This window comes from Vibrio sp. B183 (assembly GCF_000740665.1).
Classification (GTDB): domain Bacteria; phylum Pseudomonadota; class Gammaproteobacteria; order Enterobacterales; family Vibrionaceae; genus Vibrio; species Vibrio coralliilyticus.
In genome coordinates this window covers 94,482-117,465 of sequence record NZ_JPQB01000014.1, presented here as the reverse complement: position 1 = coordinate 117,465, position 22,984 = coordinate 94,482, and the positions used below count along the sequence as shown (strand labels likewise).

Here is a 22,984-nt window from a genome sequence, read left to right as displayed (position 1 = left end):
ATTGATCTCGCTTATATTATCCATATACTGCACAGCTGTGTAATAAAACTAAAATGAGATCACCACATGATCAAATCTGTATTCAGAATGAGGCCAGAAGCAAAGCTTTTGATCGCAAGTGCGATAGGGTTGACGCTGGTTGGCTGTAATAAAGCCGTATCAGAAGTGACAACACCCGTTGTGACACCAGTGAAGTTGATGGAAGTGCCGGATGTAACCCAAAGCCAGGTCGATTCCTTTATTGCCAAAATCGATGCCACTGACCGAGCTGCACTCTCTTTTCAAGTCGCTGGAGAAATTGAGAGCCTTAACGTAAAGATGGGAAGTATGGTTAAGAAAGGGGATGTGCTTGCTATTTTGGACCCTAATGATTACCAGCTCGCGTTGGATGCTCGTCAGGCCGAATACAGTTTAGCTAAGACAGCCTTTAATCGAGCAGGTCAATTGTACTCAAAAAAGCTGATCAGTACGGATGATTTTGACCAGACAGAAACTCAGTATAAAGCGGCCAAAGCTGCCTATGAACAAGCTGTCACAGATCTAAACTATACCCGTATTACTGCTCCTTTTGATGGTGTTGTATCCATTACCTTTGCCAAAGAACATCAAGTAGTTGGTGTAAACCAACCGATCCTAAACCTTATCGATAACAGTGTCATGGATGTTGTTTTCACCGTACCTGTGACTTACACCGAGCAATATGGATTAGACAAGTTCAGCACTTCGACACTCACAGTCTCTATGGACAGTCATCGCGATGTCGATATTCCCTCTGAGTTCAAAGAGATTTCCACGCAACCTGACGTTGATACTAACAGTTACAGCGCCAGCGTCACGATTCAACGACCACAAGAATTAAACCTATTACCTGGAATGACGGGCCAAGTTCGCTTGGTTAATGATGAGAAGAAAGCGACGATAAAAATTGCGCCTTCTGCGTGGATTTCAAAGCACGATACCACTGGACTTTTGTATCGATTTAATTCTGAAAATCAGACCATCCAACAAATTCAAGTAACGCTAGATGAACATGGTGACGTTATCTCCGGGTTGGAGAAAGGCGACCTGATTGTAGAAGCTGGCGTAGACAAATTGGCCTCTGGTCAACAGGTTAAAGCTTGGATCAAAGAGGGAGGGATCTGATATGAAAATGTTTAAAGCCTCAATCATTGCGCTCTCTGTTTTAGGTCTTGTGGCATGTAAATCATCTGTGGAACACAGAGAAAAAAATGAACTACGAGTTGATACATTTGAAGTTGGCTCACCTCTCACCAGTCAACATAGAAGCTTCAATGGTCAGGTGATGCCCGCTGAACTGACCCCTTTATCTTTCCGACTTGACGGCGAGATATCTTCGATTCTGGTTCAGGAAGGTGACAATGTCACAAAAGGGCAAGTCGTCGCGATTCTTGATGATGCGAAAGCAAAACAAAACCTTACCGATGCACAGGCCAAATACGAGCTGGCACAAAAGCAGTTTAAGCGTGGTCAGGAATTAAGACACAACAAAATGATCTCAAGTGCTGATCTTGATGAGTTAAGTGCAAGTTTCAAACTAGCAGAAGCGAATTTAGGTACTGCCAAACTCAGAGTGGTTTATACGCGTCTAAAAGCACCGTTTGATGGTGTGGTGTCTAGCGTAGACAAGCAAAAGTTTGAGAACACCAGCCCCGGTGAAATGGTTGTCTCCATTTATCAAGACGAAAAAGTTTACGTCAAACTCAACGTGTCGGATACCGTCCTAGCAATGCTCAAACCCGAGTTGAGTTCAGAAAGATATCAGCCAACAGCAACTTTTGCGGGTCATGATGGAACTTACACCGTGTCTTATTTGAAGCACACGAGTGAACTGCACCCAGATAGCCAAACGTATGAGTTCTGGCTGTCCATGCCTCAGATTGAGCAACGTATTCTGCCGGGTACGAGCGCGCAAGTCTCAGTCGATCTGGTTAAGGCTGGTCTCAACACAATTCAAGGTTATCAACTTCCAATGACAGCGGTTGATACAGGCGTTAATCCACAGGACTTTTTTGCATGGAAGTTGGAAGACAATATTGCACATCGTTATCCCATTTCGGTGAGCCAGATTAACGGCTCTGGCGCGTTAATTTCAGGAGGCGTCGATACGGGTGACATCATTATTAACTCTAACTTACGCAAGCTGCGTGAAGGCATGGAAATTAAAGGAGCGCAGCAGTGAGCATTGCGGAGTATTCAATAAAAAACAAAGTCATCAGTTGGCTATTTCTGGTCATTTTGGCGGTGGGTGGCTACACGTCATTTATGGATCTTGGTCGTTTGGAAGACCCGGCATTTACCATCAAAGATGCGATGGTTATCTCAACGTACCCAGGTGCAACCTCACAGGAAGTCGAAGAGGAATTGACATACCCGCTTGAGAAAGAAATCCGAAAGCTACCCTATATCGATAAAATCACTTCCATATCCTCAAATGGTATGTCGCAAATCATGGTCAGCATGGAGATGGAATATGGCCCGGACGAGTTGCCACAAATCTGGGATGAGATGCGAAGAAAAATTAATGATTTGAAGCCATCTCTTCCTAATGGTGTTAACTCAATTCAAATTATCGATGATTTTGGGGACGTATATGGCATTATGCTGATGTTGACAGGGGACGGATACGATTACATTGAGCTAAAACGTTATGCTGACTATTTGAGCCGTGAGCTGGAATTAGTTGATGGTGTCGGCAAGGTAACTATTTCAGGTGATCAGCAGGAACAATTGTTCGTCGAAGTTTCGCTGGAAAGACTCGCTGCCCTTAATCTGGATATGAACACCGTGGTTGGCCTGTTAAGTCAGCAAAACAGTGTACAGTCCGCTGGTGATGTGATGGTCAATGGCCAGTCACTAACGATTCGACCAAACGGAACTATGAGCTCGGAACAGGAGTTGGAAGACCTCATTATCCACGGCCGCGATACGGGTAACCTGATTCGTTTGAAAGACGTGGCGACCGTGTCACGAGGAATTCAAGACAAACCTTCTAACGTACTGACATACAACGGTAAACCAGCAATCAATCTAGCGATCTCTTTTGGATCTGGTGTCAATGTTGTCGAGGTAGGGAACGCGATTCAGGCGGAACTTGCGGAATTGGAAAACATTAAGCCAGCAGGCGTAGAAATTAATTATTTCTACAATCAGTCCGCAGAAGTCGATAATTCAGTCAATGATTTCATTATCAGCCTAGGGCAGGCCGTTGCTATCGTTATTATCGTATTGTTGTTTGCGATGGGGTTACGCAGTGGTTTGATCATTGGATCCGTTCTCCTTCTGACGGTCTTCGGTACTTTTATTTTAATGAAGCAGTTTGATGTGGAATTGCACCGCATTTCCCTAGGTGCTCTGATCATTGCACTGGGCATGCTGGTGGATAACGCCATTGTTGTCGTTGAAGGCATCTTGGTCGGGGTTAAGAAAGGTAAGACTAAACTTCAAGCTTCTATTGATATTGTTAAACAAACACAGTGGCCTTTGCTTGGCGCCACAGTTATCGCTATTACTGCATTTGCCCCAATTGGTCTGTCTCAAGATGCGACTGGTGAGTTTATGGGCTCTCTGTTTTGGGTATTATGTTTTTCGTTGTTCTTAAGTTGGGTGACAGCGCTAACATTGACCCCTTTCCTTGCAGATTTGATGCTTAAGGAAAATGAAACGATTACCGACGGTGAAGATGTCGACCCATACAAAGGAATTCTGTTTACTTTGTTTGGTGCATGCTTGAAGTTTGCGCTTCGTTTCCGTTGGTTAACGGTCGCCAGCATGGTTGGGTTGCTGGTGGTTGCTGTGATTGGCTTTGGTATGGTCAAGCAGTCATTTTTCCCACCTTCAAACACCCCCATGTTTTACGTAGATATGTGGATGCCAGAAGGTACGGATATTCGTAAAACTATTGAAGAAACGGAAAAGGTTGAGCAGTACATTCGTGCTAAAGACAATGTTGAGTTTGTAACTACTACAACAGGTCAAGGTTTGCAGCGTTTTGCTCTAACGTATGAGCCAGAGAAAAGTTACGAGAGCTATACACAGCTTCAAGTTCGAACGACAGATAGAGAAGTGATGTTCTCGCTTCTTGAGGAACTTGATAAAGAACTTTCAGTTCAGTTCAATCAGCCTACATTCCAGTTTAAAGTGATGGAGTTTGGCCCGTCACCAGCATCTAAGATCGAAGCGCGAATCACAGGTCCGGATCCTCAGACTCTACGTTCTATTGCGACTAAGGTGGAAAACATTTTATTGGCCGATCCAGGGTCACGAAATGTTCGCCATGACTGGCGTGAAAGGACGAAAGAGCTAGTGCCTCAGTTTAATGAATCAAAAGCTCGTCGTTTAGGTATCTCCAAAGAAGATGTATCCAATACCCTGCAAATGGCTTTTGGAGGCGCTCCTATAGGTTTACTGCGCGATGGAACACATATGCTACCAATTATCGCTCGTCTCCCAGAATCAGAGCGTGTCGATTTTGAGTCGATGAACAATGTCAAGATTTGGAGCCCATCACTACAGACATATATTCCCGTGGACCAGGTGATTGATGGAGTCACTCTACAATGGCAAGAGCCACTTATACTGCGTCGTGATCGCAAGCGAACTTTGACTGTATTAGCTGACCATGATGTGTTGGGTAATGAAACCGCAGCGAGTTTATTCTCTCGTATACAACCGAAAGTACAGGCTCTTGATCTACCAGAAGGTTACAGCATCAGCTGGGGTGGTGAGTATGAGTCATCTAAAGATGCAGAAGATTCTGTATTTGGCTCATTGCCAATGGGGTACATGTTGATGTTTATTATCACCATGTTCTTATTCAATTCATTGCGAAAACCGCTAGTCATTTGGTTTACAGTGCCATTGTCAATTATTGGTGTATCAATTGGTTTGTTGGCAACTGATACCTCTTTTAGTTTTACAGCAATACTCGGTTTACTTAGCTTAAGCGGTATGATCCTGAAAAACGGTATCGTGTTATTGGACCAAATCAATATTGAGATGGATTCAGGTAAAGAGCCGCATCAGGCTGTATTTGATAGCGCAATGTCACGTGTACGCCCGGTAAGTATGGCCGCATTGACAACGATACTAGGGATGATTCCACTTGTATTCGATGCTTTCTTTGGCTCGATGGCAATAACAATAATGGCTGGTTTGGGATTTGCTACGGTATTAACACTGATCGTAGTACCAGTTTTGTTTGCCATTTTCTACCGAATCAAACCATCCACTGCCGGATAAATTCACGGATAGAAATTCGATTCGATATTGGCCAACCCGGTAATTTTTACCGGGTTTTTTATGTCTTTATTTTATAAAATAAGCACAGAATTCGCCGATTTGGCTAGACTTTAGTATAAATAACGTCAATCGATATATATATTAAAATCAACATGAACTTATCGGTTTAATTAACCATATTATAAATTGCAATGGATTGCATAGTTAAACCAAAGTCTAATAACGAAATGATTCTTTTGTCATGTAAACGTAAACCTATCTGTAACGAAAATAAATACGTTTTAAAAGGTGATAAAGATTGATGAAATAGGTGTAAACGACGAAAAATGAAGTTAAAACAGTGTTTTAGCTATTGCTGATAAAAGAAGAGTTTAAATTTAATCCTTATAAAACAATGAGATATGTGGGATTAACAACTATATAACATTACATTCCTTATGAGATCTTGTTCAACATTATGCAACTAAACTCAAAAAGTATTTGAACTGTAACATTAAGACATTAGTTTTAATTAACAGAACGAGGACGGAAAGTTCCTTATTTAAGTATTACTAATAACGTTGGTTGGTGCTTATTGTTGGCACCGGTTAATGGCGAATAAATTATTTTAATTGCTGTTAAGAATGGAGTCTCTTAATGAAAAAAGTCGCTTTGATCACGGGATCAAAAGGCGGAATTGGTTCTGCAATTTCTTCTCAACTAGTTAACGATGGTTATCGTGTAATTGCTACCTATTTTACTGGTAACTATCAGTGTGCTTTAGATTGGTTTAACGATAAAGAATTCAATGAAGATCAAGTTCGCTTGTTCGAATTGGATGTTACCGATACTGAGCAGTGTGCTGAACGCTTAGCTCTTTTGTTAGAAGAGGAAGGGACTATCGATGTCGTTGTAAATAACGCAGGTATCACTCGTGATGGCGTGTTTAAAAAGATGACAGCATCGGCTTGGAAAGAAGTCATTGAAACAAACCTAAACAGCTTGTTCAACGTCACGCAGCCACTGTTTGCTGCTATGTGTGAAAAAGGCAACGGGCGTGTTATCAATATCTCTTCAGTGAATGGCCTAAAAGGTCAGTTTGGTCAAACAAACTACTCGGCTGCAAAAGCAGGCATGATCGGGTTCTCCAAAGCGCTTGCCGCAGAAGGTGCGAGAAGCGGTGTGACGGTCAATGTTGTTGCTCCTGGATATACAGGTACTCCTATGGTTGAGCAAATGAAGCCAGAAGTACTTGAATCAATCAAAGCTCAAATCCCAATGAAACGCCTCGCAACACCGGAAGAAATTGCTAAGTCAGTTTCCTTCTTAGTGAGCGATGCGGGTGCATACATTACAGGCGAGACACTGTCTGTAAATGGCGGCTTATACATGCATTAAGGGTGAGTGAGATGGAAAAAGTTTATATTGTTGCAGCTAAGCGCACGCCAATTGGTTCATTTGGCGGAACATTAAAAGACATTTCAGCAGGAAATCTAGGCTCAATTGCGATTAAAGCCGCTTTGGAGCAAGGTAAAGTTGCCCCTGAGCTAGTGGACGAGGTTATCGTTGGTAACGTCGTAGGTGCCGGACAAGGTATGGGTATTGGCCGCCAGGCTGCTCTCTATGCTGGTATTCCAGAATCAGTACCTGCTTACACACTCAATATGGTGTGTGGCAGCGGCATGAAAACGGTTATGGATGCGGTTAGTCACATTCGATCTGGTGATGCTTCTGTCGTGGTTGCGGCAGGTGTTGAAGTGATGTCCCAGATTCCTTTCATTGTGCCTAGCAACATTCGCGACGGCCACAAGATGGGCAACATGAATCTAACGGATCTGCTCATCAACGATGGATTGACTGATGTTTTTAATCAATACCATATGGGGAAAACAGCAGAGAACGTTGCTCGTGAAGTAGGAATCAACCGTGAGCAGCAAGATGAATATGCACTTGCAAGCCAAATGAAAGCCGTCGCGGCAATTGAGGCAGGTAAATTTGTGGATGAAATCGTTGCTGTTGACGTGAAAAAACGCAAAGAAACGATTGTTTTTGACACGGATGAATATCCGAAAGCGAATGCAACGTTGAGCGGTTTAGAGAAGCTACGTCCTGCTTTCGAAAAAGAAGGCACTGTTACTGCTGGTAATGCGTCTGGTATTAACGACGGTGCGAGCGCGATTATTGTTGCGAGTGAAAGTGCGGTTCAGAAGCATGGTTTGCAACCTATTGCTGAGATTGCAAGTTACGCGCAGTCTGGCCTAAACCCTGAAATCATGGGATTGGGTCCGGTAGAAGCTGTGACTCAAGCACTGAGCAAAGCAGAAATCACAATAGATGATGTCAATGTTTATGAATTGAATGAAGCGTTTGCTGCTCAAGCACTCGGCGTCATCCATAAGCTAGCGCAAGAACACGATGTATCCGTTTCTTCGATTTTAGATAAAGCCAATGTAAATGGCGGTGCGATTGCTCTTGGTCACCCTCTAGGTGCATCAGGTAACCGTATTTTGGTTTCCCTTGTTCACGAACTTAACAGAAGTAACGGTACTTATGGTGTCGCTTCACTATGTGTTGGTGGCGGTATGGGCACTGCAGTAGTTATTAAATCAATCGCTTAAATTCAATTCGAGCCTGAATTTTCGCTAAATTAAAATGGAATTAACCCAGGAGTAAGACTATGTACACTGATTTTTTCAAATCTTTCACAGACCAAACTGAAAAGAGCCTAGAACCATATGTGAAGTTCAACAAACTTGTGACTAAGAATGTTGAAGTCATGACTGAACTTCAACTGAATGCAATTCGCACATACAGCGAAATGGGTCTGACTCAAATGAAAGCGGCAAGTGAAATCAAAGACGTGACTTCTCTAACTGCATTCAACAGCCAGCAGCTTTCAGTTCTAACTAAGCTTTCTCAGCAAATGATGGACGACAGCAACAAGCTTCAGTCTATTGCTAAAGAGTTCAAAGATGACGTTGATCAGCTAACAACGGAAAACCTTAAGACAGTGACTCCCGCATAACACTGACTTGTTTGTGCCGCCGAAAGGCGGCATTTTTTCCGATCATAGGAGTAGCAATATGTATCAACACTTCTTTTCGGACTACCTTGTGAAGCTCCAGGAAACCAATCAAAAGTGGTGGGAAGATCTAGAACTAAGCAGGGCAGCCGTTAACTCCCCTCTGAACAAAGCAATGCAAGAAGTGAATTTCGAAGATACCACTAAGCTCTTCGAAAGTGCTGCAAACCAACCAGCTGCAATGTTGCAAATCCAAGCTGAATGGTGGCAACAGCAACTGCAAATTTGGCAAAACGTCGCGCTCGCTCAAAACAGTGAATCCATTGTTGAAGCGGAAAAGGGCGATAAGCGATTCTCCAACGAAGAATGGCAAAGTGATGTGTTTTACAACTTCATCAAACAGTCATACTTACTCTTCAGCAAAACTTACCTACAGACAATCGATAGCATTGAAGGCCTTGACGAAAAAGCGAAAGAGCGTATCAGCTTCTTCTCCCGTCAGGCAATTAACGCTATGTCTCCAAGCAACTTCATCGCGACTAACCCTGAGTTATTGAAGCTGACTCTAGAGCAAAATGGCGAAAACCTGTTGGCAGGTTTGGAGCAGTTGAAAGAAGATGTTGAATCGAGTGCAGATATCCTAAAGATCCGCATGACAAACAACAATGCTTTTCGCTTAGGCGACGATGTTGCGAACACGGCGGGTGAAGTGGTGTACCGCAATGAACTGTTTGAGCTGATTCAGTACCGTCCAATGACGGAAAAAGTTCATGCGACGCCGTTGTTGATCGTGCCTCCATTCATCAACAAATACTACATTCTGGATTTGCGTCAGAAGAACTCAATGGTTCGCTGGCTGCTTGAACAGGGACACTCGGTATTTATGATGTCTTGGCGCAACCCAGGCAAAGAGCAAAGTCAGGTAGAGTTTGGTGACTATGTTACTGAAGGTGTAGCGAAAGCGGTATCGGCAATAGAAGATATCACTGGTCAGGAGCAAATCAATGCAGCGGGTTACTGTATTGGTGGTACGGTTCTGGCTAGCACCATTGCTTACTATGCTGCTAAGCGAATGAAGAAGCGTATTAAGAGTGCGACGTTCTTCACGACCTTGTTAGACTTCTCGCAACCAGGTGAAGTTGGTGCCTATATTAATGACACCATTGTTAGCGCAATTGAAGCGCAAAACAATGCCAAAGGATACATGGATGGCCGTTCATTAAGCGTGACATTCAGCCTACTGCGTGAGAATAGCCTTTACTGGAACTACTATGTAGATAATTACCTAAAAGGCCAAAGCCCAGTAGATTTTGATTTGCTTTACTGGAACAGCGACAGCACCAATGTCGGCTCGACTTGTCACAACTTTATGCTTCGTGAGCTGTATCTGAATAACAAACTGGTACAAGACAAAGGCGTGAAAGTGGGTGGTGTATGGATCGATCTGAACAAGATAAAGATCCCGAGCTACTTTGTGTCGACCAAAGAAGACCATATTGCCTTGTGGCAAGGTACTTACCGCGGTGCTCTCAACGTCGGTGGCAACAAAACGTTTGTTTTGGGTGAGTCTGGCCACATTGCTGGTATCGTTAACCACCCATCGAAGAACAAGTACGGTTTTTGGACCAACGATAGCTTGGACGAGAGTGCTGATGAATGGCTAAGTAATGCCACTCATACTGAAGGCTCTTGGTGGACACATTGGCATCAATGGTTGTTGGGCTTTAGCCCTGAAGAGCAAGTTGAGCCGTTCAGTACAGGTAACGAACAGTTCCCTGTACTAGGGCCTGCACCGGGAGACTATGTGAAGCAAGTACTTCCCGTAAAAGAAGAAGTGACTAGCTAGCCTGATGTTACTAAAAAGACAAAAACCCTGAGTGAACAGCTCAGGGTTTTTTTATGGGGTGAGAATTTTAGGGTGAGGGAGGAGAGTAATAATCCTGACTCATTTTATTTTGTTTGTAATTTTGTTATGCATTTGATTAATTAGTGGAATATCTACGTGAAGGGAGTCGTGATGAAAACAATCGGTATTATTGGTGGAATGAGCTGGGAATCAACAGCAAGTTACTACAAGCAAATAAATCAGAGAGTTAAGGCCGAAAAAGGCGGTTTGCACTCAGCTAAACTCATCCTGAACAGCGTCGACTTTGCTGAGATAGAGGCTCTGCAACACAAAGGTGAATGGGATAAAACCGCAATTATTCTTAGTGAAGCTGCTCAATCACTTGAAAAGGCCGGTGCTGACTTTCTTCTAATTGCGACCAATACGATGCACAAAGTGGCGAGTCAGGTCGAAGAAGCTGTCTCAATACCGTTACTCCACATTGCCGATGCGACAGGTCAGCAACTGGTAGAGCAAGGAATCAGTAAAGTTGGCTTGCTTGGCACGGCCTTTACAATGGAGCAGTCATTCTACAAGCAACGCTTAACAGATAAGTTTGGAATAGAAGTGATTGTGCCAAATGGTGTTCAGCGAAGGCTTGTTCATGATGTCATTTACAATGAGCTTTGTCTTGGTGAGATAAACGCCAGATCGAAACAAGATTTTAAAACCATTATTGAGGATCTTTCTGCGGACGGCGCACAAGGCGTGATTCTAGGTTGTACCGAAATAGGCTTGTTGATTTCAGAGCAAGATACGGATATTCCATTGTTCGATACCACTGAAATACACGCCAACTCTGCGGTTAGCGAGGCGTTAAAGTGAATAGGAATGTTTGGATTCTGTCACTCTGTCAGGCATTACTGATGACGGGCAATATCCTGCTCATATCTGTGATTGGGTTAGTGGGTAAGGAAATTGCGCCAAGTGAAAGTATGATCACCTTGCCCGTCGCATTGCAATTCCTTGGGCTGATGAGCGCAACGATTCCAGCTTCTCTGATCATGGGTAAATTTGGTCGACGAAAAGGGTTTAGCTTAGGTAATTTGGTCGGTATTACCGGTGCGTCAGTGGCGACCTATGCTTTGTCCAATGAACAATTTTATCTGTTCTGTGTCGGGACCTTCTTGCTGGGTATTGGTATCGGGTTTGGTACCTTGTATCGTTTTGCGGCAATTGAAGTGTGTGAAGAAAGCGCACGACATCGTGCTATATCCATCTCTATGGCTGGTGGTGTGTTGGCTGCCGTCCTTGGGCCTAACCTCGCTGTGTACTCGCAACAAATGACAGGTGATTCACTTTATGTGGGTGCTTTCATGTCATTGATCGTGCTGAATATTATTGCATTGTGTTTACTACAGACCATTCAGTTCCCAGCGCATCATACGGGAACGGCTAAGGATAACCCTGAGCCACTGCTTCAAATCATCAAAGCGCCTAATTTTATGTTGGCGGTGTTTGCTGCCATGGTGGCGTATGCCGTGATGAACATTCTCATGACAGCCACGCCACTTGCGATGATAGGTTGTGGCTTCGACTTCGAGAAGGCGGCAGGTGTTATCGAATGGCACGTGCTTGGGATGTTCGTACCGGCATTTTTTACCGGTAAATTGATTGAAAAGTTTGGCGCGAGACAAATGATCCTGACGGGAGGTATTTTATTCGTGCTTTGCGTGGCGATTAATATCCATGGTCAGTCGATTTGGCATTTTTCGCTCGCTCTGGTTTTACTCGGTGTTGGTTGGAACTTTATGTTTATCGCCGCAACGGGGCTATTCAGTCAATCGTATGCCGCGCACAACAAATCTAAAGCCCAAGCCTTTAACGAATTTTTTGTCTTTAGCTGCGTGACAATTACAGCTTTGTTATCGGGTTGGCTTGAAGCAACGGTAGGGTGGGAGAATTTAAATATTTACGTGCTACCGTTTGTGCTTGCTGTTATCGCGTTATTTGGCATTAACGTATTCAGGGCTAAAAGTGTGACTGCTTAGCCAAGCATGAAAATTAGAAAAAGGAGGCAAGTAAACTGCCTCCTTTTTTGATTTCCGACCTAGCTAGAAGTTGAACTGGTTTAGCTTTGTCTGAATGATTTCGTCTGCAATGTACTTATGAGTTGCAGTTGTAGGGTGGGTAACCCCCCAGAAAACATACTTGTCCGAACTGTGGTAAGCACAGTCATTGGTAAGCTCATGGCTGTAGAGGTAGTCGACTGACGAGCTACGATTGATGTTTAAACATGCATCGGTTGAGTTTTCAAAACCATGTTGTTTAGGATTTGATGTGATTTGGTCGAATATATCATGTGCATCATAAAGTACGACGTTAAGCCCTTTCGTTTGGTAGAGTGTTGCCTGTTCTTTGATGAACTCATTGAACTCAACGATCTTGGCTCTTACCGTATCAATCTCGTCTTGTGTTGAATACTTAAACTGCGGCGCTTTAGTGGCATCAGGTAGGGTAAACAATAGGATGTTGTTTGCGCCAGATTCTGTTAATCGGATCATTGCACTACTTAAGTCCGCTTTAACATCTGCGACTTCACGGTCATAGTTCATGAAATCATTGAGGCCGAACTCAAGCGTAATTAAGCTATTCTGAGGGTTATAGTTCTTAGCCATTTTCATGTAAGTCAGGTATGACGTGACTTGGTCATAAATCCCCGTCAAAGCAACGTATTGATTGGTTCCAGCCGCACCGCCAACCGCCCAGTTATATAGGGGCACACCTTTGGCTTGGGCTAAGTATTCTGTCCATACAAGCCCATTAGAAAAGTGGCCTAAGAACCACGAGTTTCGGTTGGGGAATACCCATTGAGAGCCGTTGTAGAGATTCCCTGTGTCTGACAGGCTATCACCAAAGGCAACAATGCGATTGATTTTATTGTTTACAGCATTGTCGTTTGTCCAGATGCTGTGGTTGTATGAAAAACGGTTGTCAGATGCATAGTAAAGAAGATCGGCAGTGTTATGGTTAACCCCTAACGTTTCTTTGCAGCGGTTTTCTATGTCAGTTTGAGTGGCGTTGGTGTAGAACATGTTTTTGAATGAAACGGATGACCACCAATAGCCGTCAATTGTGTAGTAATCACCATTGTCATCACGCGCCCATTCCCAATCTGTAGAAGGGTCATCGTGATTTTGGGCTGGACGGTACCAGCAACGAACGTAGGTGTATGTTTGATTTGCTTGTACTTCAGCAGCGTAACTAGCGCTTACTGCTTCAGGAGCCATGGGTAGGTCATCTGCAAAAGCTGGTGCTGCCAACAAGGAACCAGCCAAAATTAACGTCTTTTTCATAATTATTCACTTATTGTTTTGATTGTAGAGTATTTACTCATCTTTGATCGCATACCTACCACGATGTAGTCAAAGTATTCATTGGATAAATGAGTTGGGATTGAATGAAGATCAAACTTTATACAGAAATGAGTAGTTAATAATTAGGTTCAATAAATAAGCGATGTGTGCAAATTTTGAACTTATTATGCATTTTGTTGAATTGAACGGATTATTAATATGTCTTTTAGTAAAGACTTTGAATCACGAAATTTAATTATTTTAATAATATATGTATTTATAGACGGTAGAATATTTTTAAGAGTATGTAATTTAGATTGAGGGGAAAATATTAATATGAAGCGAATTAATATATTGACTGAGTGTTGAAGTATTAGAAGTAATTAGTAGCTGAGTTTTAAGCAAAAAAAGAGCGCAACTAGAGTTGCGCTCAAATCTCACTCAAATAAGAGGAGTAGGGAAGTTAAGGAACGGAGAAATCCTTATAAATCGACAGTAATGATTTTAGATACTTTATCGCCGTTGTTATCCATAACGGTTAAACGAACTTCCTGTTTGCCGTAGCTTGGGAAGATAGAGGTAAATACGCGTCCACGTTTTACTTTTCCGTTTGGTAGAACCCATTCTGTATCAACGATGCGACCGTCAGGATCCGAGCTGGTAGACCACATGGTGACCCAACGACCTAGATGAATGTAACGTGCACTTGCTGTAGGAAGTACATTGTTCGCTTCAACTGTGATGGTTTCTGTCGCAGTATGCTGATCACCACGATCATCTGTCACAGTTAGAGAGACAGTGTAGCTGCCGTCATTCAAGTAAGTCCAAGAAGGTGACTGCTCTGAGCTTGACTCACCGTTACCAAAGTCCCAGTTGTACGCAACGATTGAACCGTCACTATCGGAACTAGAGTTACTTGCAGTGACATTTAGGCCATCCAATGACAATGTGAATGCTGCGACTGGAAGTTGGTTAGGTTCTTCCGCTTTCGATACTTTAATTACGCCATAGGTATTGTCGGCAGCTTGCTCGATCACTTCAATTTGAACACCGTGTTCAGCCAGAAGGCGGCCAGCATCAGGTGATTGTGGATTTGAGTAATCTTGATTGTCCGCGAAGTAAGCGTTACCAATCAAGCTGACATCTTCCAGCACATCACCGTCGCTGTTCTCAAGACGCATTGGCTTTTGGTCATTCATTGAGAATGCCGCATCACGTACTTGGTAACGAGTTTGTGCTGCAGTGCCAGAATTAGCCCAAATCATTGCATTTTGGTCCGCATCGACAACACCAAGCCAACCTTCACCAGGGTGTTTGCCAACCCAGTTATCGGTCATTGACTCATCGACATACCAAACAATCAGACCCGGCTCGAATGACATTAATTTGCCGAAGCGTTTAATGTTGTTCAGACCTTCGTCCACATCGTTATGGCTACGCCATTGAAGTAGGTAGTAATGTGCCGCTTCGTTGAAGCCATCGTTTAGACGGTATCCATTGAACGCAAAGCTAGATTTTCCTTCGGCATCGTCGATCAAGGTCGTACTGCCGTCAGCTTCAATCGAAATGTTATCGATGTGCAGACCTTCCATCGCTAGTCCGCCATCCGTCACGTAATCGAAGCTCAATTCGACGGTTTGGCCTGCCCATTGTGATAGGTCAAACTCTGCATCAACCCAACCGTCAGATTCACCTGCAATAGCAGGTACAAGCCCCGTATTGTATGGATCATCCATCGTTGTGATGTTACCAGCGATCTGTTGGCCATTGATTAGCACGCGAGCGTAATCGTAGTCTTTTTCAATCTGATACCAAGCTTTAAACGCTAGTTTGACACTAGTACCTTCAGGCAGAGTCAGCTGACGAGACATCTTGTTCTTAAGATCGTCGCCTTTACCTGAATGGAAGCTGTAGTTACCTGAGAAAGGCTTATGACCTTCGGTACGTTTTACAGGCAGGTCAATACGGACCATATTCTGCTTATCGTTATCGATAGTCTGGTGAAGAGTGATTTCTTCGCCTTTTGGAGTCAGGTCGTCTACCGAAATGGTTTGGTTCGCAATCCATTTACCACCAATCGATTCTTGAAGGAACTGTTTTGCCCATGAACTGAATGCAGTTGGCTGTGTGCCGCCAATCTTGCCAGCCCAGCTACCTGAAGACATGATTGACCAGTAAGAAACAGGTTCGCCTTTGCCCGTGTACTGAGTGTCGTATTCATCTGGCAAGCCTAAATCGTGGCCGTATTCGTGTGCACAAACACCTGCTGCGGCATCAATAGGCTGAATAGTGTAATCAAATGCAGCGTACTTTCCGTCAAAGCGACCAGGTAGAGTACTCGAGGTGCCTTCAAGCACATGGTACTTGCCAAGGTTGTAACGGTGTGACCAAATAGCATCGTCGCCCAATACACCGCCGCCGGCTTCTTCACCAACGGAAGAATGGAACACCATTAAGTGGTCAATAACGCCATCCGGTTCACGGAAGTTGCCATCGCCGTCATAGTCATAACGGTCTTCGATGTCGTAGTCGGCGAGGTTAATACTTGGATCTTGTGCTAACTGGTTCAGCGCTTCACGAACTAGTTCCTGAGCATTAAGATCGTTGTCTGTTGTTGGTGAGTTACCACCATAGAATGAAGCATCTTTTGAAGCTCGGTACCAGCCTGCAGCTTGACCAGCAACGCTATAACTTTCCCCAGATTCACTCTCATAGTACTGACGCATCGAGATGAGGTTTTCGCCATTCGGCCCAAGGTAACCAGCGCCAGAGAAAAGCAGATTCTGATAGTGTTCAGGTTTGTAGCTATCGTAGAGCATTTCGGTATGGTCAGACGTTAATCGGTTGTCATTCCATGGTAAGTCTGGGAAATCAACCAATACAGCTAACACCTTGTCTGTACGCTTCTGAGATAAATCAAAAGCGAACATGTGTGCTCTATGTTGACCTTTCTTTGCTTCTATTGATTTTAGGATCTTAGCGCGTTGTTCGAGTGCTTTCTTACCGAATTGCGCGTCACCTTTAAAGCCATTGTTGAGTTTCGCGTTGAGGTATTTGTTAAGTGCCGTTTTTTGATCGTCAACGGAAGAGTTTTCATCAAGAAGACCCTTTCGGACCAGCATCTCGATTATTTTCTCTTCGTTCATGACACCTAAATCTATAGGTGTTTTGGCGTGACCACTGACACTAAAAAGGGTCATCACCGCTGTCGCCAGCAGTGTTTTCCTCATAGGACTCATATTATTTCCTTATTATATTCTGATTGCCAAATCCCACTTAATAAAGTGGGTATAACGTTGCGTGAACAACAAAATCCCTAATCAAAGGGAAGATTGATAAATGAATTTACAGCTTATTTATTTTTATTTGCTGAGATGCATTTTGTTTCAGTCGGGTTACTTTGAGTATTTGTATTATTATTGTTTTTATTATTAGGTTTATTTTTGTCGAATCTGTTAGCGAGATAAATCTGTAAAGATTCCTGTTTTTCTTCAAAGGTTTGATTACCACAAATAACACCTCGTTCGATTAAAGAATCAAGAAGCTTCTCATCGTTAGGAAGTGGATTTGCAATAACAGCAGAAGAAAGAAGTGTTAACAGACAACTGACAAGTTTCATTTTATTTTTATAAAATATTAATGTTTCGAAACAAAATATAACTAAGTGTTATTAAATGCAATGGCTATTTTTTGATCGGCAAGATCTGGATTCATGTATCAACACAATATGTAAACAAGGTCACCTCTTGTTGTTGACTGTACTGTTATTTATATAGTTATCTTTGGTGAATAATTAATTTTATTAAATTGTCACTAACGAGGCTGAAGGCGTTGATAAATGAAAAATTCACGAAAGGCGGATAAATATTTATTTTATCGTATGGCTTCAATACAAAAAAAGCGCCATAAGGCGCTTTTTTACTGCTCAACGTAGAGATTAGAAACCAAGAGGTAAGCTAAAACCAAAGAAAATGAGCAGTACACCAGTCCATATGGTCAGGAAAGCCACTGAATAAGGCACCATCATTCCAATCACATCGCCAAAGCTTAGCTCTGGTTTGTACTTGCGCATGAAGGCAAGTACGATGCCTGCATAGCTCATCATCGGAGTGATGATGTTAGTAGAAGAGTCAGCAATACGGTACGCGGCAGAGACTAAGTCTGGTGTCATATTTGGGTTTACCTGATACAGCATAGGAACAAAAATTGGACCTAATAGCATCCATTTTGACGTCAAGCCACCAACGAACAAGTTGATAAGCGCTGTGGTAATGATGAAACCAATCAACATAAGAGCAGGGTACTCTTGCAGGCCCATAGATTGCAGAGTAGAAGCGCCAAGGTAAGTTACATAAGTACCTAGGCCTGAATAGCTCAGCAGGGCAAGGAAGTTGTAACAGAAAAACGTGAGAACCAGAACATAGCCCATGGTGTTCATCTGTTTCACCATGGCTGTTACTACGTCTTGTAGCTTGGTGAATTTGCCCGTGGCATAGCCAAAACATAAACCGGTTACCGCAAATACCATAGAGATAAGCAGAATGATGTTATCTAGGTAAGGCGTAACTTCTTTGCCTGCTTCGTTTGTGTACGTCGCTAGAGGACCAGTCGCTAAGCCGTAGATAGCAAGCAGTGAAACAATCAGGCCAATTCCCGCACTACGAAGACCTTTCTGTTCTTCCTTAGTCACTTCGAACTCGTCAAAGTTGATCTCTTCAGGAAGCTGGTAAGACATTTTCTCTAGTCGAGGCGTAACAACTTTTTGTGTAATAACTGCACCAACAGCAGCCAATACAAATGTCGAGACCAAAACGAAGAAGTAGTGCATGGTCGCAGGGTTGAGCATTTCTCCCGTCATACCTATGAAAGGAATGTTTTGCGATTCTGCAAAGATCTTCGCGTTAACACCAACGACGACGTCAACGGGTGTCGCAGGTAGCAAGTTTGCGCTAAAGCCCGCAGACACGCCAGCAAACGCAGCTGCCATACCAATTAATGGGTTTTTGCCTAAACCGGCATAAAGCAGGCCAGCCAGCGGCACCAAAACTAAGTAACCCGCATCGGCGGCTAACGAGCTCATAATGCCTAGGAAGACAATTAATAACGGAAGCAGGCGATCACTGATTTTTAAGCCAACTTTTTTGATGACAGCGGTGAGGAGCCCAGAATTTTCTGCGATACCGACACCCAGCATGACAATCAAAATAATGCCTAGTACACCATGACCAAATGCGAGCCAGTTTTGAAGTAGAGCGTTTTCAAACATCCAACGGAAGTTTTCCGCAGACATCATGTTTTTGATAGCGAATTCTACTGAGCCCCCGGCTTTTCCTGCGGCTTGAAAAGTGGTGCCATCCAGAATCCAAGTGACGACCAGACTGAACCCAAACAGAAACATAAAAATGATGATAGGGTCAGGGATCTTCTTTCCGGCTTTTTCTATTGCGCTTGCAAAGCCGTTCGGCTTCTTACTTTGCAAGGTTTGTTCTGCCATTGATACTTCCTATGTGTTGTTACATTTATAAATAGGAAGTGAACGCTATCATCCCTTGTTAAAAAGAGGAATGTCACAAAATGTGTGAAAAAACATACAACTTACAGGATGGTTGGTGTGATTAATTGTGGGTAGATGTTTATGCTGGATGTTGTTTAAATTTAGGTTGTTACCACTGCTTATTGATGTGTTTGTAGTTTATGAAAAATCTTAAATCATTATAAATTGCTGTAAATATTGAACGAAGTGGGTAAGTGGTGGTGGAACTATAACCAATTTAAATTGGTATTTGCCTGCAGGAGCTTGAGGGTGTTCAGCCGCAGGTTGTGTTGAAGGTATCTGATATGAAGCCGAGATGAACATGAAAGAGAAAGGCCACTTGATGTGGCCTTTTCAGTTTTAAAGCTCAATGCGATAAATAGATGTTGTACCGCTTACCTCGTTACCCACCGCGAGTAGGTGCTGGCCGCTGCGGGTGAAATAGCGAATTGATTCTGGGCCTAAATCTCCAGCTTCAGAATTGTAGGTACCGTTAGCGCATTCACCTTCAGACACTTGAGTACAAACCGGCTTTGAGAAGTCACGATTATTAACGTAGTTAATGAACATAGGAGCCGTGGGAGTGCTGACGTCGTAAATCATAATCCCTCCTTGTCGTTCCAATCCGATAAATGCGTACTGGCGACCATTGATGGAGGCGACTTCTATCGCTTCCGGTTCTACACCTTTATCATCGCTGCGATCATCAGCCGTATTGTTACTGTCATTGCTGCTATTTAGGTGTTCTGAGTCTAACGTGTGTACTATGTCTGCAAACTCATCTCCGCTATCAAACACCAGCTCACCGTTTTCATTCCATAGTGAAAAAGAGCGGCTGCCGAAGCTATACACTGTATCTTCTTGCTCTATTGCTCTTGTTGGCTTGACCACTTTTAGGCGACCCAGTTGTTTTTTATCACTGAGTGATTGTTTAAGTGGGTGGGAGGCAGCAACTTCGAGGTCTTTACCACGCAGTTCATCGCTGTAGGCGATACAGAAACCTTGTTCGCTGGAGTATTTCTCTGTGCCTGAGAAATCATTTTCATCCCACTCGAAACCACGCTCATCGCAGACATTTTGTGTTGTTTTGAACCCATACTCGCGGCCATCGCCCTCGTTGGCCGTTGCGATGTACGTATGACTATCGACTTGGAAACTGGCGATAGAATCTGGCATGTACAACCCTTCTAGCTGAGGGTAGGAATGGAAGTGACCGAGTTTTTTATCTTTGTTCGAGGCGTCTAGAGTGTTAGTTTCCCAGCTCTTTCCACCCAAACCATAGATAGATGCGATTGAAGCCGATTCGATATCCACTTTAGCGAGGGCGTTGTTTTCTTGCAGAGCGACGTACAAATAGCCGTCATCAGAAAAAGTGAGATACTCCGGCTCCAAATCTTGTGCGACGGTTGCGCCAGGCGCGGATATTCTGACCGAATCAGTGAGCTCATGGTGTCGAGACTCTCCCTGATTGAAGGCTTTGAAGGAGATTTGGCTAACTTTCGCTTGTTCAATACCCGAAGCAAGATCAACTAAAGTAATACTGCCTTCTGGATCAACGGTGTAATCGGCATTAGGCTCACCTTCATTCGCAGTTGCAATGTATCGACCATCTTTAGAGAAAGACACCATATCCGGCAGTGCGCCTGTAGGGTAAGTCTTAACAAGCTCAAGTGTTTCTGCTTTATACAAAGCAATTAGGCCATTTTTCTGTTTCACTTGATTTTCAATCGCGACAGCAACTAAGCCATTGTGAACGGAGACACTGTTTGCCGCACCAATCTCAATGCCAGCCATTTTACCAGCAGTGGATAAATCAATGTGCGCGGTTTTAGTGGGACGATTTTGTGTATCTAAAGCCATCACGTCGACACGTTTTGCTTGAGCATTAACCACAAACAATTGATCGCTGCATTCATCATAAGCAACGATTTCAGCTGCTGAAGTATCAAACTGGCTGTCAGCAACGTAAGTACCTAAGAGTGTTAACCCAGTGATGGAAGATTCAGATATTTCGGGCTTTTCGGAGATGTTACATTCCGGAGCTAGTTGAGTGTTTTGCTGAGAAGTGCAGCCCGATAGAGCGATAGCAGTGCAAGCGGCCAAAGTAGCCAATTTATGAGCAGTAAACAAAATTGTTCCTCCGTGAAATAACGCGCTGATACTACGGAAAAAATGTGAAAGAAATATTTAAGTTGTATAACGGTTGAGTGAATTGTCGATAATGATGAGAATACTATGCAGGGAGCGAAATGCTCCCTGCTGTTGGTAGGTTCAATTACCTTTTCGAGTACAGGTAAGTTCGATACCCACCAATTAAGTTTTTTGCTCTGTAACCATTATTCACTAACTGACGATAAGCTACGTTGCCACGTAGACCTACCTGACAGTAAATAACGATCTCTTTGTCTTTCGGTAATTCACTCATGCGTGGTCGTAGTTGGTCGACAGGAATATTGAGCGCTCCCTCGATAAAACCATTGTTCTCAAGTTCTGCAGGGTTGCGTACGTCAAGCAGTATTTGGTCTTCGGATAGGCTGTCAATTTCATCGAAATGTATCGCTGTTGCGTCACCTTTAATGATGTTGTTTGCTACAAATGCAGCTTGGTTGATGACATCTTTTGCCGAGCCAAAAGGCGGTGCATAAGTCAGTTCGAGATGCTGAAGCTGCTCTACCGTCATCCCAGCACGCTGTGCTACTGCCATTATGTCAATACGCTTATCGATACCATCTTTACCCACGGCTTGTGCGCCGAAAATTTTGCCAGATTTAGGGTCAAACAGCATTTTAAACGATACTGTTTCGGCTCCAGGGTAGTAGCTTGCGTGGCTTGCGGTGTGTACATAGACTTTTTCATAGTCGATACCATCACGCTGAAGTTGTTTCTCGTTTTGACCAGTAGACGCTACGGCCAGGTCAAAAACCTTACAAATAGCAGTCCCCTGTGTTCCTTGGTAAGTTTCATTGCGTCCTAGCATGTTGTCAGCCGCCATTCGACCTTGGCGGTTAGCTGGACCGGCTAAAGGAACTAAGGTTTGTGTGCCCGTGACAAAGTCATTCTCTTCGATTGCGTCACCAACGGCATATATAGAAGGATCGCTCGTCTGCATCATCTCATTGGTGTAGATACCGCCGAGTTGACCAATTTGAAGCCCTGCTTGCTGAGCGAGCTTGATCTCTGGCCTCACGCCAATGGCCATGACTAAAATGTCAGTTCTGATTGTGTCGCCATTGTTGAGCGTCAAGTCTAGCTCACCGCTTAAGTGCTGGTGTGCTTCATCTTCTCCAGATTCGAGAGTAGAAATGTGATCATTTGGAATGTGCTGAACAGATTCCAAAGCAACGCCTAAGCGCAGATCTATACCTTGGTTTCGAATCTCTTCGTGAATAAAACCCGCCATTTCTTTGTCCACCGTCGTCATGACTTGATTTGCTTGCTCGATGAGCGTTGTTTTAATTCCACGCTGATGAAAGGCTTCCATCATTTCTAATCCGATAAAGCCACCACCTACAACTGTTGCGTGCTCAGGTTTGTTCATCTCGATAGTTCGAATAATACGGTCCATGTCGGGGATATTTCGAAGAGAGTGGGTGAGTGGATTTTCAATACCGGGAATTGGAGGGACGATAGGCGCAGCTCCTGGACTCAATAGCAAGAAATCATAACTTTCGTTGTAATCCTTGTTATCAATGAGGTTCTTGACGCTAACGGTTTTAGTTTGTCGATTGATAGAAATAACTTCGCTCATGACACGTACATCAACATTAAAACGAGCAAGGAAGCTCTCGGGTGTCTGAAGTAAAAGCTTGCTACGATCCTGTATCTCGCCACCGATGTGGTAAGGCAAACCGCAATTGGCAAATGAAACAAACTCGCCGCGTTCAAACATAATGATTTCTGCGCTTTCACTTAAGCGGCGCACCCTAGCGGCCGCTGAAGCTCCTCCGGCAACGCCACCTACGATAACAATCTTAGTCATAGTGAATACCTATAAGAATGGGTCTTGATGT

Annotated in this window: 15 protein-coding genes; 9 read left to right on the top strand and 6 right to left on the bottom strand. The window is 43.6% G+C overall.

Going from position 1 to position 22,984, the window contains the following annotated elements; all coding sequences use genetic code 11:
• Window positions 1–66: 66 nt before the first annotated feature.
• The 9 genes from IX95_RS15225 (at window position 67) to IX95_RS15185 (ending at window position 12,136) form a co-directional block, all read left to right on the top strand.
• On the top strand, window positions 67–1,143 hold the full coding sequence (locus tag IX95_RS15225) for an efflux RND transporter periplasmic adaptor subunit (RefSeq protein WP_038161505.1): 1,077 nt from the start codon (window positions 67–69) through the stop codon (window positions 1,141–1,143).
• A gap of 1 nt (window position 1,144) precedes the next feature.
• Window positions 1,145–2,200 (top strand): efflux RND transporter periplasmic adaptor subunit, encoded by a 1,056-nt coding sequence (locus IX95_RS15220; protein WP_038161501.1) that lies wholly within the window; start codon window positions 1,145–1,147, stop codon window positions 2,198–2,200.
• Window positions 2,197–5,259 (top strand): efflux RND transporter permease subunit, encoded by a 3,063-nt coding sequence (locus IX95_RS15215; RefSeq protein ID WP_038161499.1) that lies wholly within the window; start codon window positions 2,197–2,199, stop codon window positions 5,257–5,259. The genes IX95_RS15220 and IX95_RS15215 overlap by 4 nt, the downstream gene beginning before the upstream one ends.
• Before the next feature lie 636 nt (window positions 5,260–5,895).
• Window positions 5,896–6,636, top strand: a complete 741-nt coding sequence (locus tag IX95_RS15210) for an SDR family oxidoreductase (protein WP_038161496.1) — start codon at window positions 5,896–5,898, stop codon at window positions 6,634–6,636.
• An 11-nt stretch (window positions 6,637–6,647) separates the two neighbouring features.
• Window positions 6,648–7,856, top strand: coding sequence for an acetyl-CoA C-acetyltransferase (locus tag IX95_RS15205; protein ID WP_038161493.1), 1,209 nt, complete (start codon window positions 6,648–6,650; stop codon window positions 7,854–7,856).
• A gap of 59 nt (window positions 7,857–7,915) precedes the next feature.
• Window positions 7,916–8,263: a phasin family protein gene (locus IX95_RS15200; protein ID WP_006961111.1), complete on the top strand. Its 348-nt coding sequence runs from the start codon at window positions 7,916–7,918 to the stop codon at window positions 8,261–8,263.
• A 58-nt stretch (window positions 8,264–8,321) separates the two neighbouring features.
• Complete coding sequence (gene phaC / locus IX95_RS15195; RefSeq protein WP_038161488.1) at window positions 8,322–10,106, top strand: class I poly(R)-hydroxyalkanoic acid synthase; 1,785 nt, start codon at window positions 8,322–8,324, stop codon at window positions 10,104–10,106.
• A gap of 171 nt (window positions 10,107–10,277) precedes the next feature.
• Window positions 10,278–10,970, top strand: coding sequence for an aspartate/glutamate racemase family protein (locus IX95_RS15190; RefSeq protein WP_038161485.1), 693 nt, complete (start codon window positions 10,278–10,280; stop codon window positions 10,968–10,970).
• A complete protein-coding gene (locus tag IX95_RS15185; protein WP_031343086.1) occupies window positions 10,967–12,136 on the top strand; it encodes an MFS transporter in 1,170 nt (389 codons plus the stop codon). The genes IX95_RS15190 and IX95_RS15185 overlap by 4 nt, the downstream gene beginning before the upstream one ends.
• 63 nt (window positions 12,137–12,199) lie before the next feature.
• Here the strand turns inward: IX95_RS15185 and IX95_RS15180 are convergent, their stop codons facing one another.
• The 6 genes from IX95_RS15180 to IX95_RS15155 all read right to left on the bottom strand — a co-directional run bounded on the left by IX95_RS15180 (window position 12,200) and on the right by IX95_RS15155 (window position 22,953).
• A complete protein-coding gene (locus IX95_RS15180) occupies window positions 12,200–13,441 on the bottom strand; it encodes an SGNH/GDSL hydrolase family protein (protein WP_006961107.1) in 1,242 nt (413 codons plus the stop codon).
• A 482-nt stretch (window positions 13,442–13,923) separates the two neighbouring features.
• A complete protein-coding gene (locus IX95_RS15175) occupies window positions 13,924–16,680 on the bottom strand; it encodes an immune inhibitor A domain-containing protein (RefSeq protein WP_021457594.1) in 2,757 nt (918 codons plus the stop codon).
• Window positions 16,681–16,793: 113 nt separating this feature from the next.
• Entirely contained in the window at window positions 16,794–17,060 is a 267-nt protein-coding gene (locus IX95_RS15170) for a hypothetical protein (RefSeq protein ID WP_038161482.1), read from the bottom strand.
• 318 nt (window positions 17,061–17,378) lie between these two features.
• Window positions 17,379–18,935, bottom strand: a complete 1,557-nt coding sequence (locus IX95_RS15165) for an AbgT family transporter (RefSeq protein WP_038161479.1) — start codon at window positions 18,933–18,935, stop codon at window positions 17,379–17,381.
• Window positions 18,936–19,334: 399 nt separating this feature from the next.
• Window positions 19,335–21,104, bottom strand: a complete 1,770-nt coding sequence (locus IX95_RS15160) for a choice-of-anchor I family protein (RefSeq protein WP_038161476.1) — start codon at window positions 21,102–21,104, stop codon at window positions 19,335–19,337.
• A gap of 145 nt (window positions 21,105–21,249) precedes the next feature.
• Window positions 21,250–22,953, bottom strand: a complete 1,704-nt coding sequence (locus IX95_RS15155; protein ID WP_038161473.1) for an FAD-dependent oxidoreductase — start codon at window positions 22,951–22,953, stop codon at window positions 21,250–21,252.
• Window positions 22,954–22,984 lie beyond the last annotated feature (31 nt).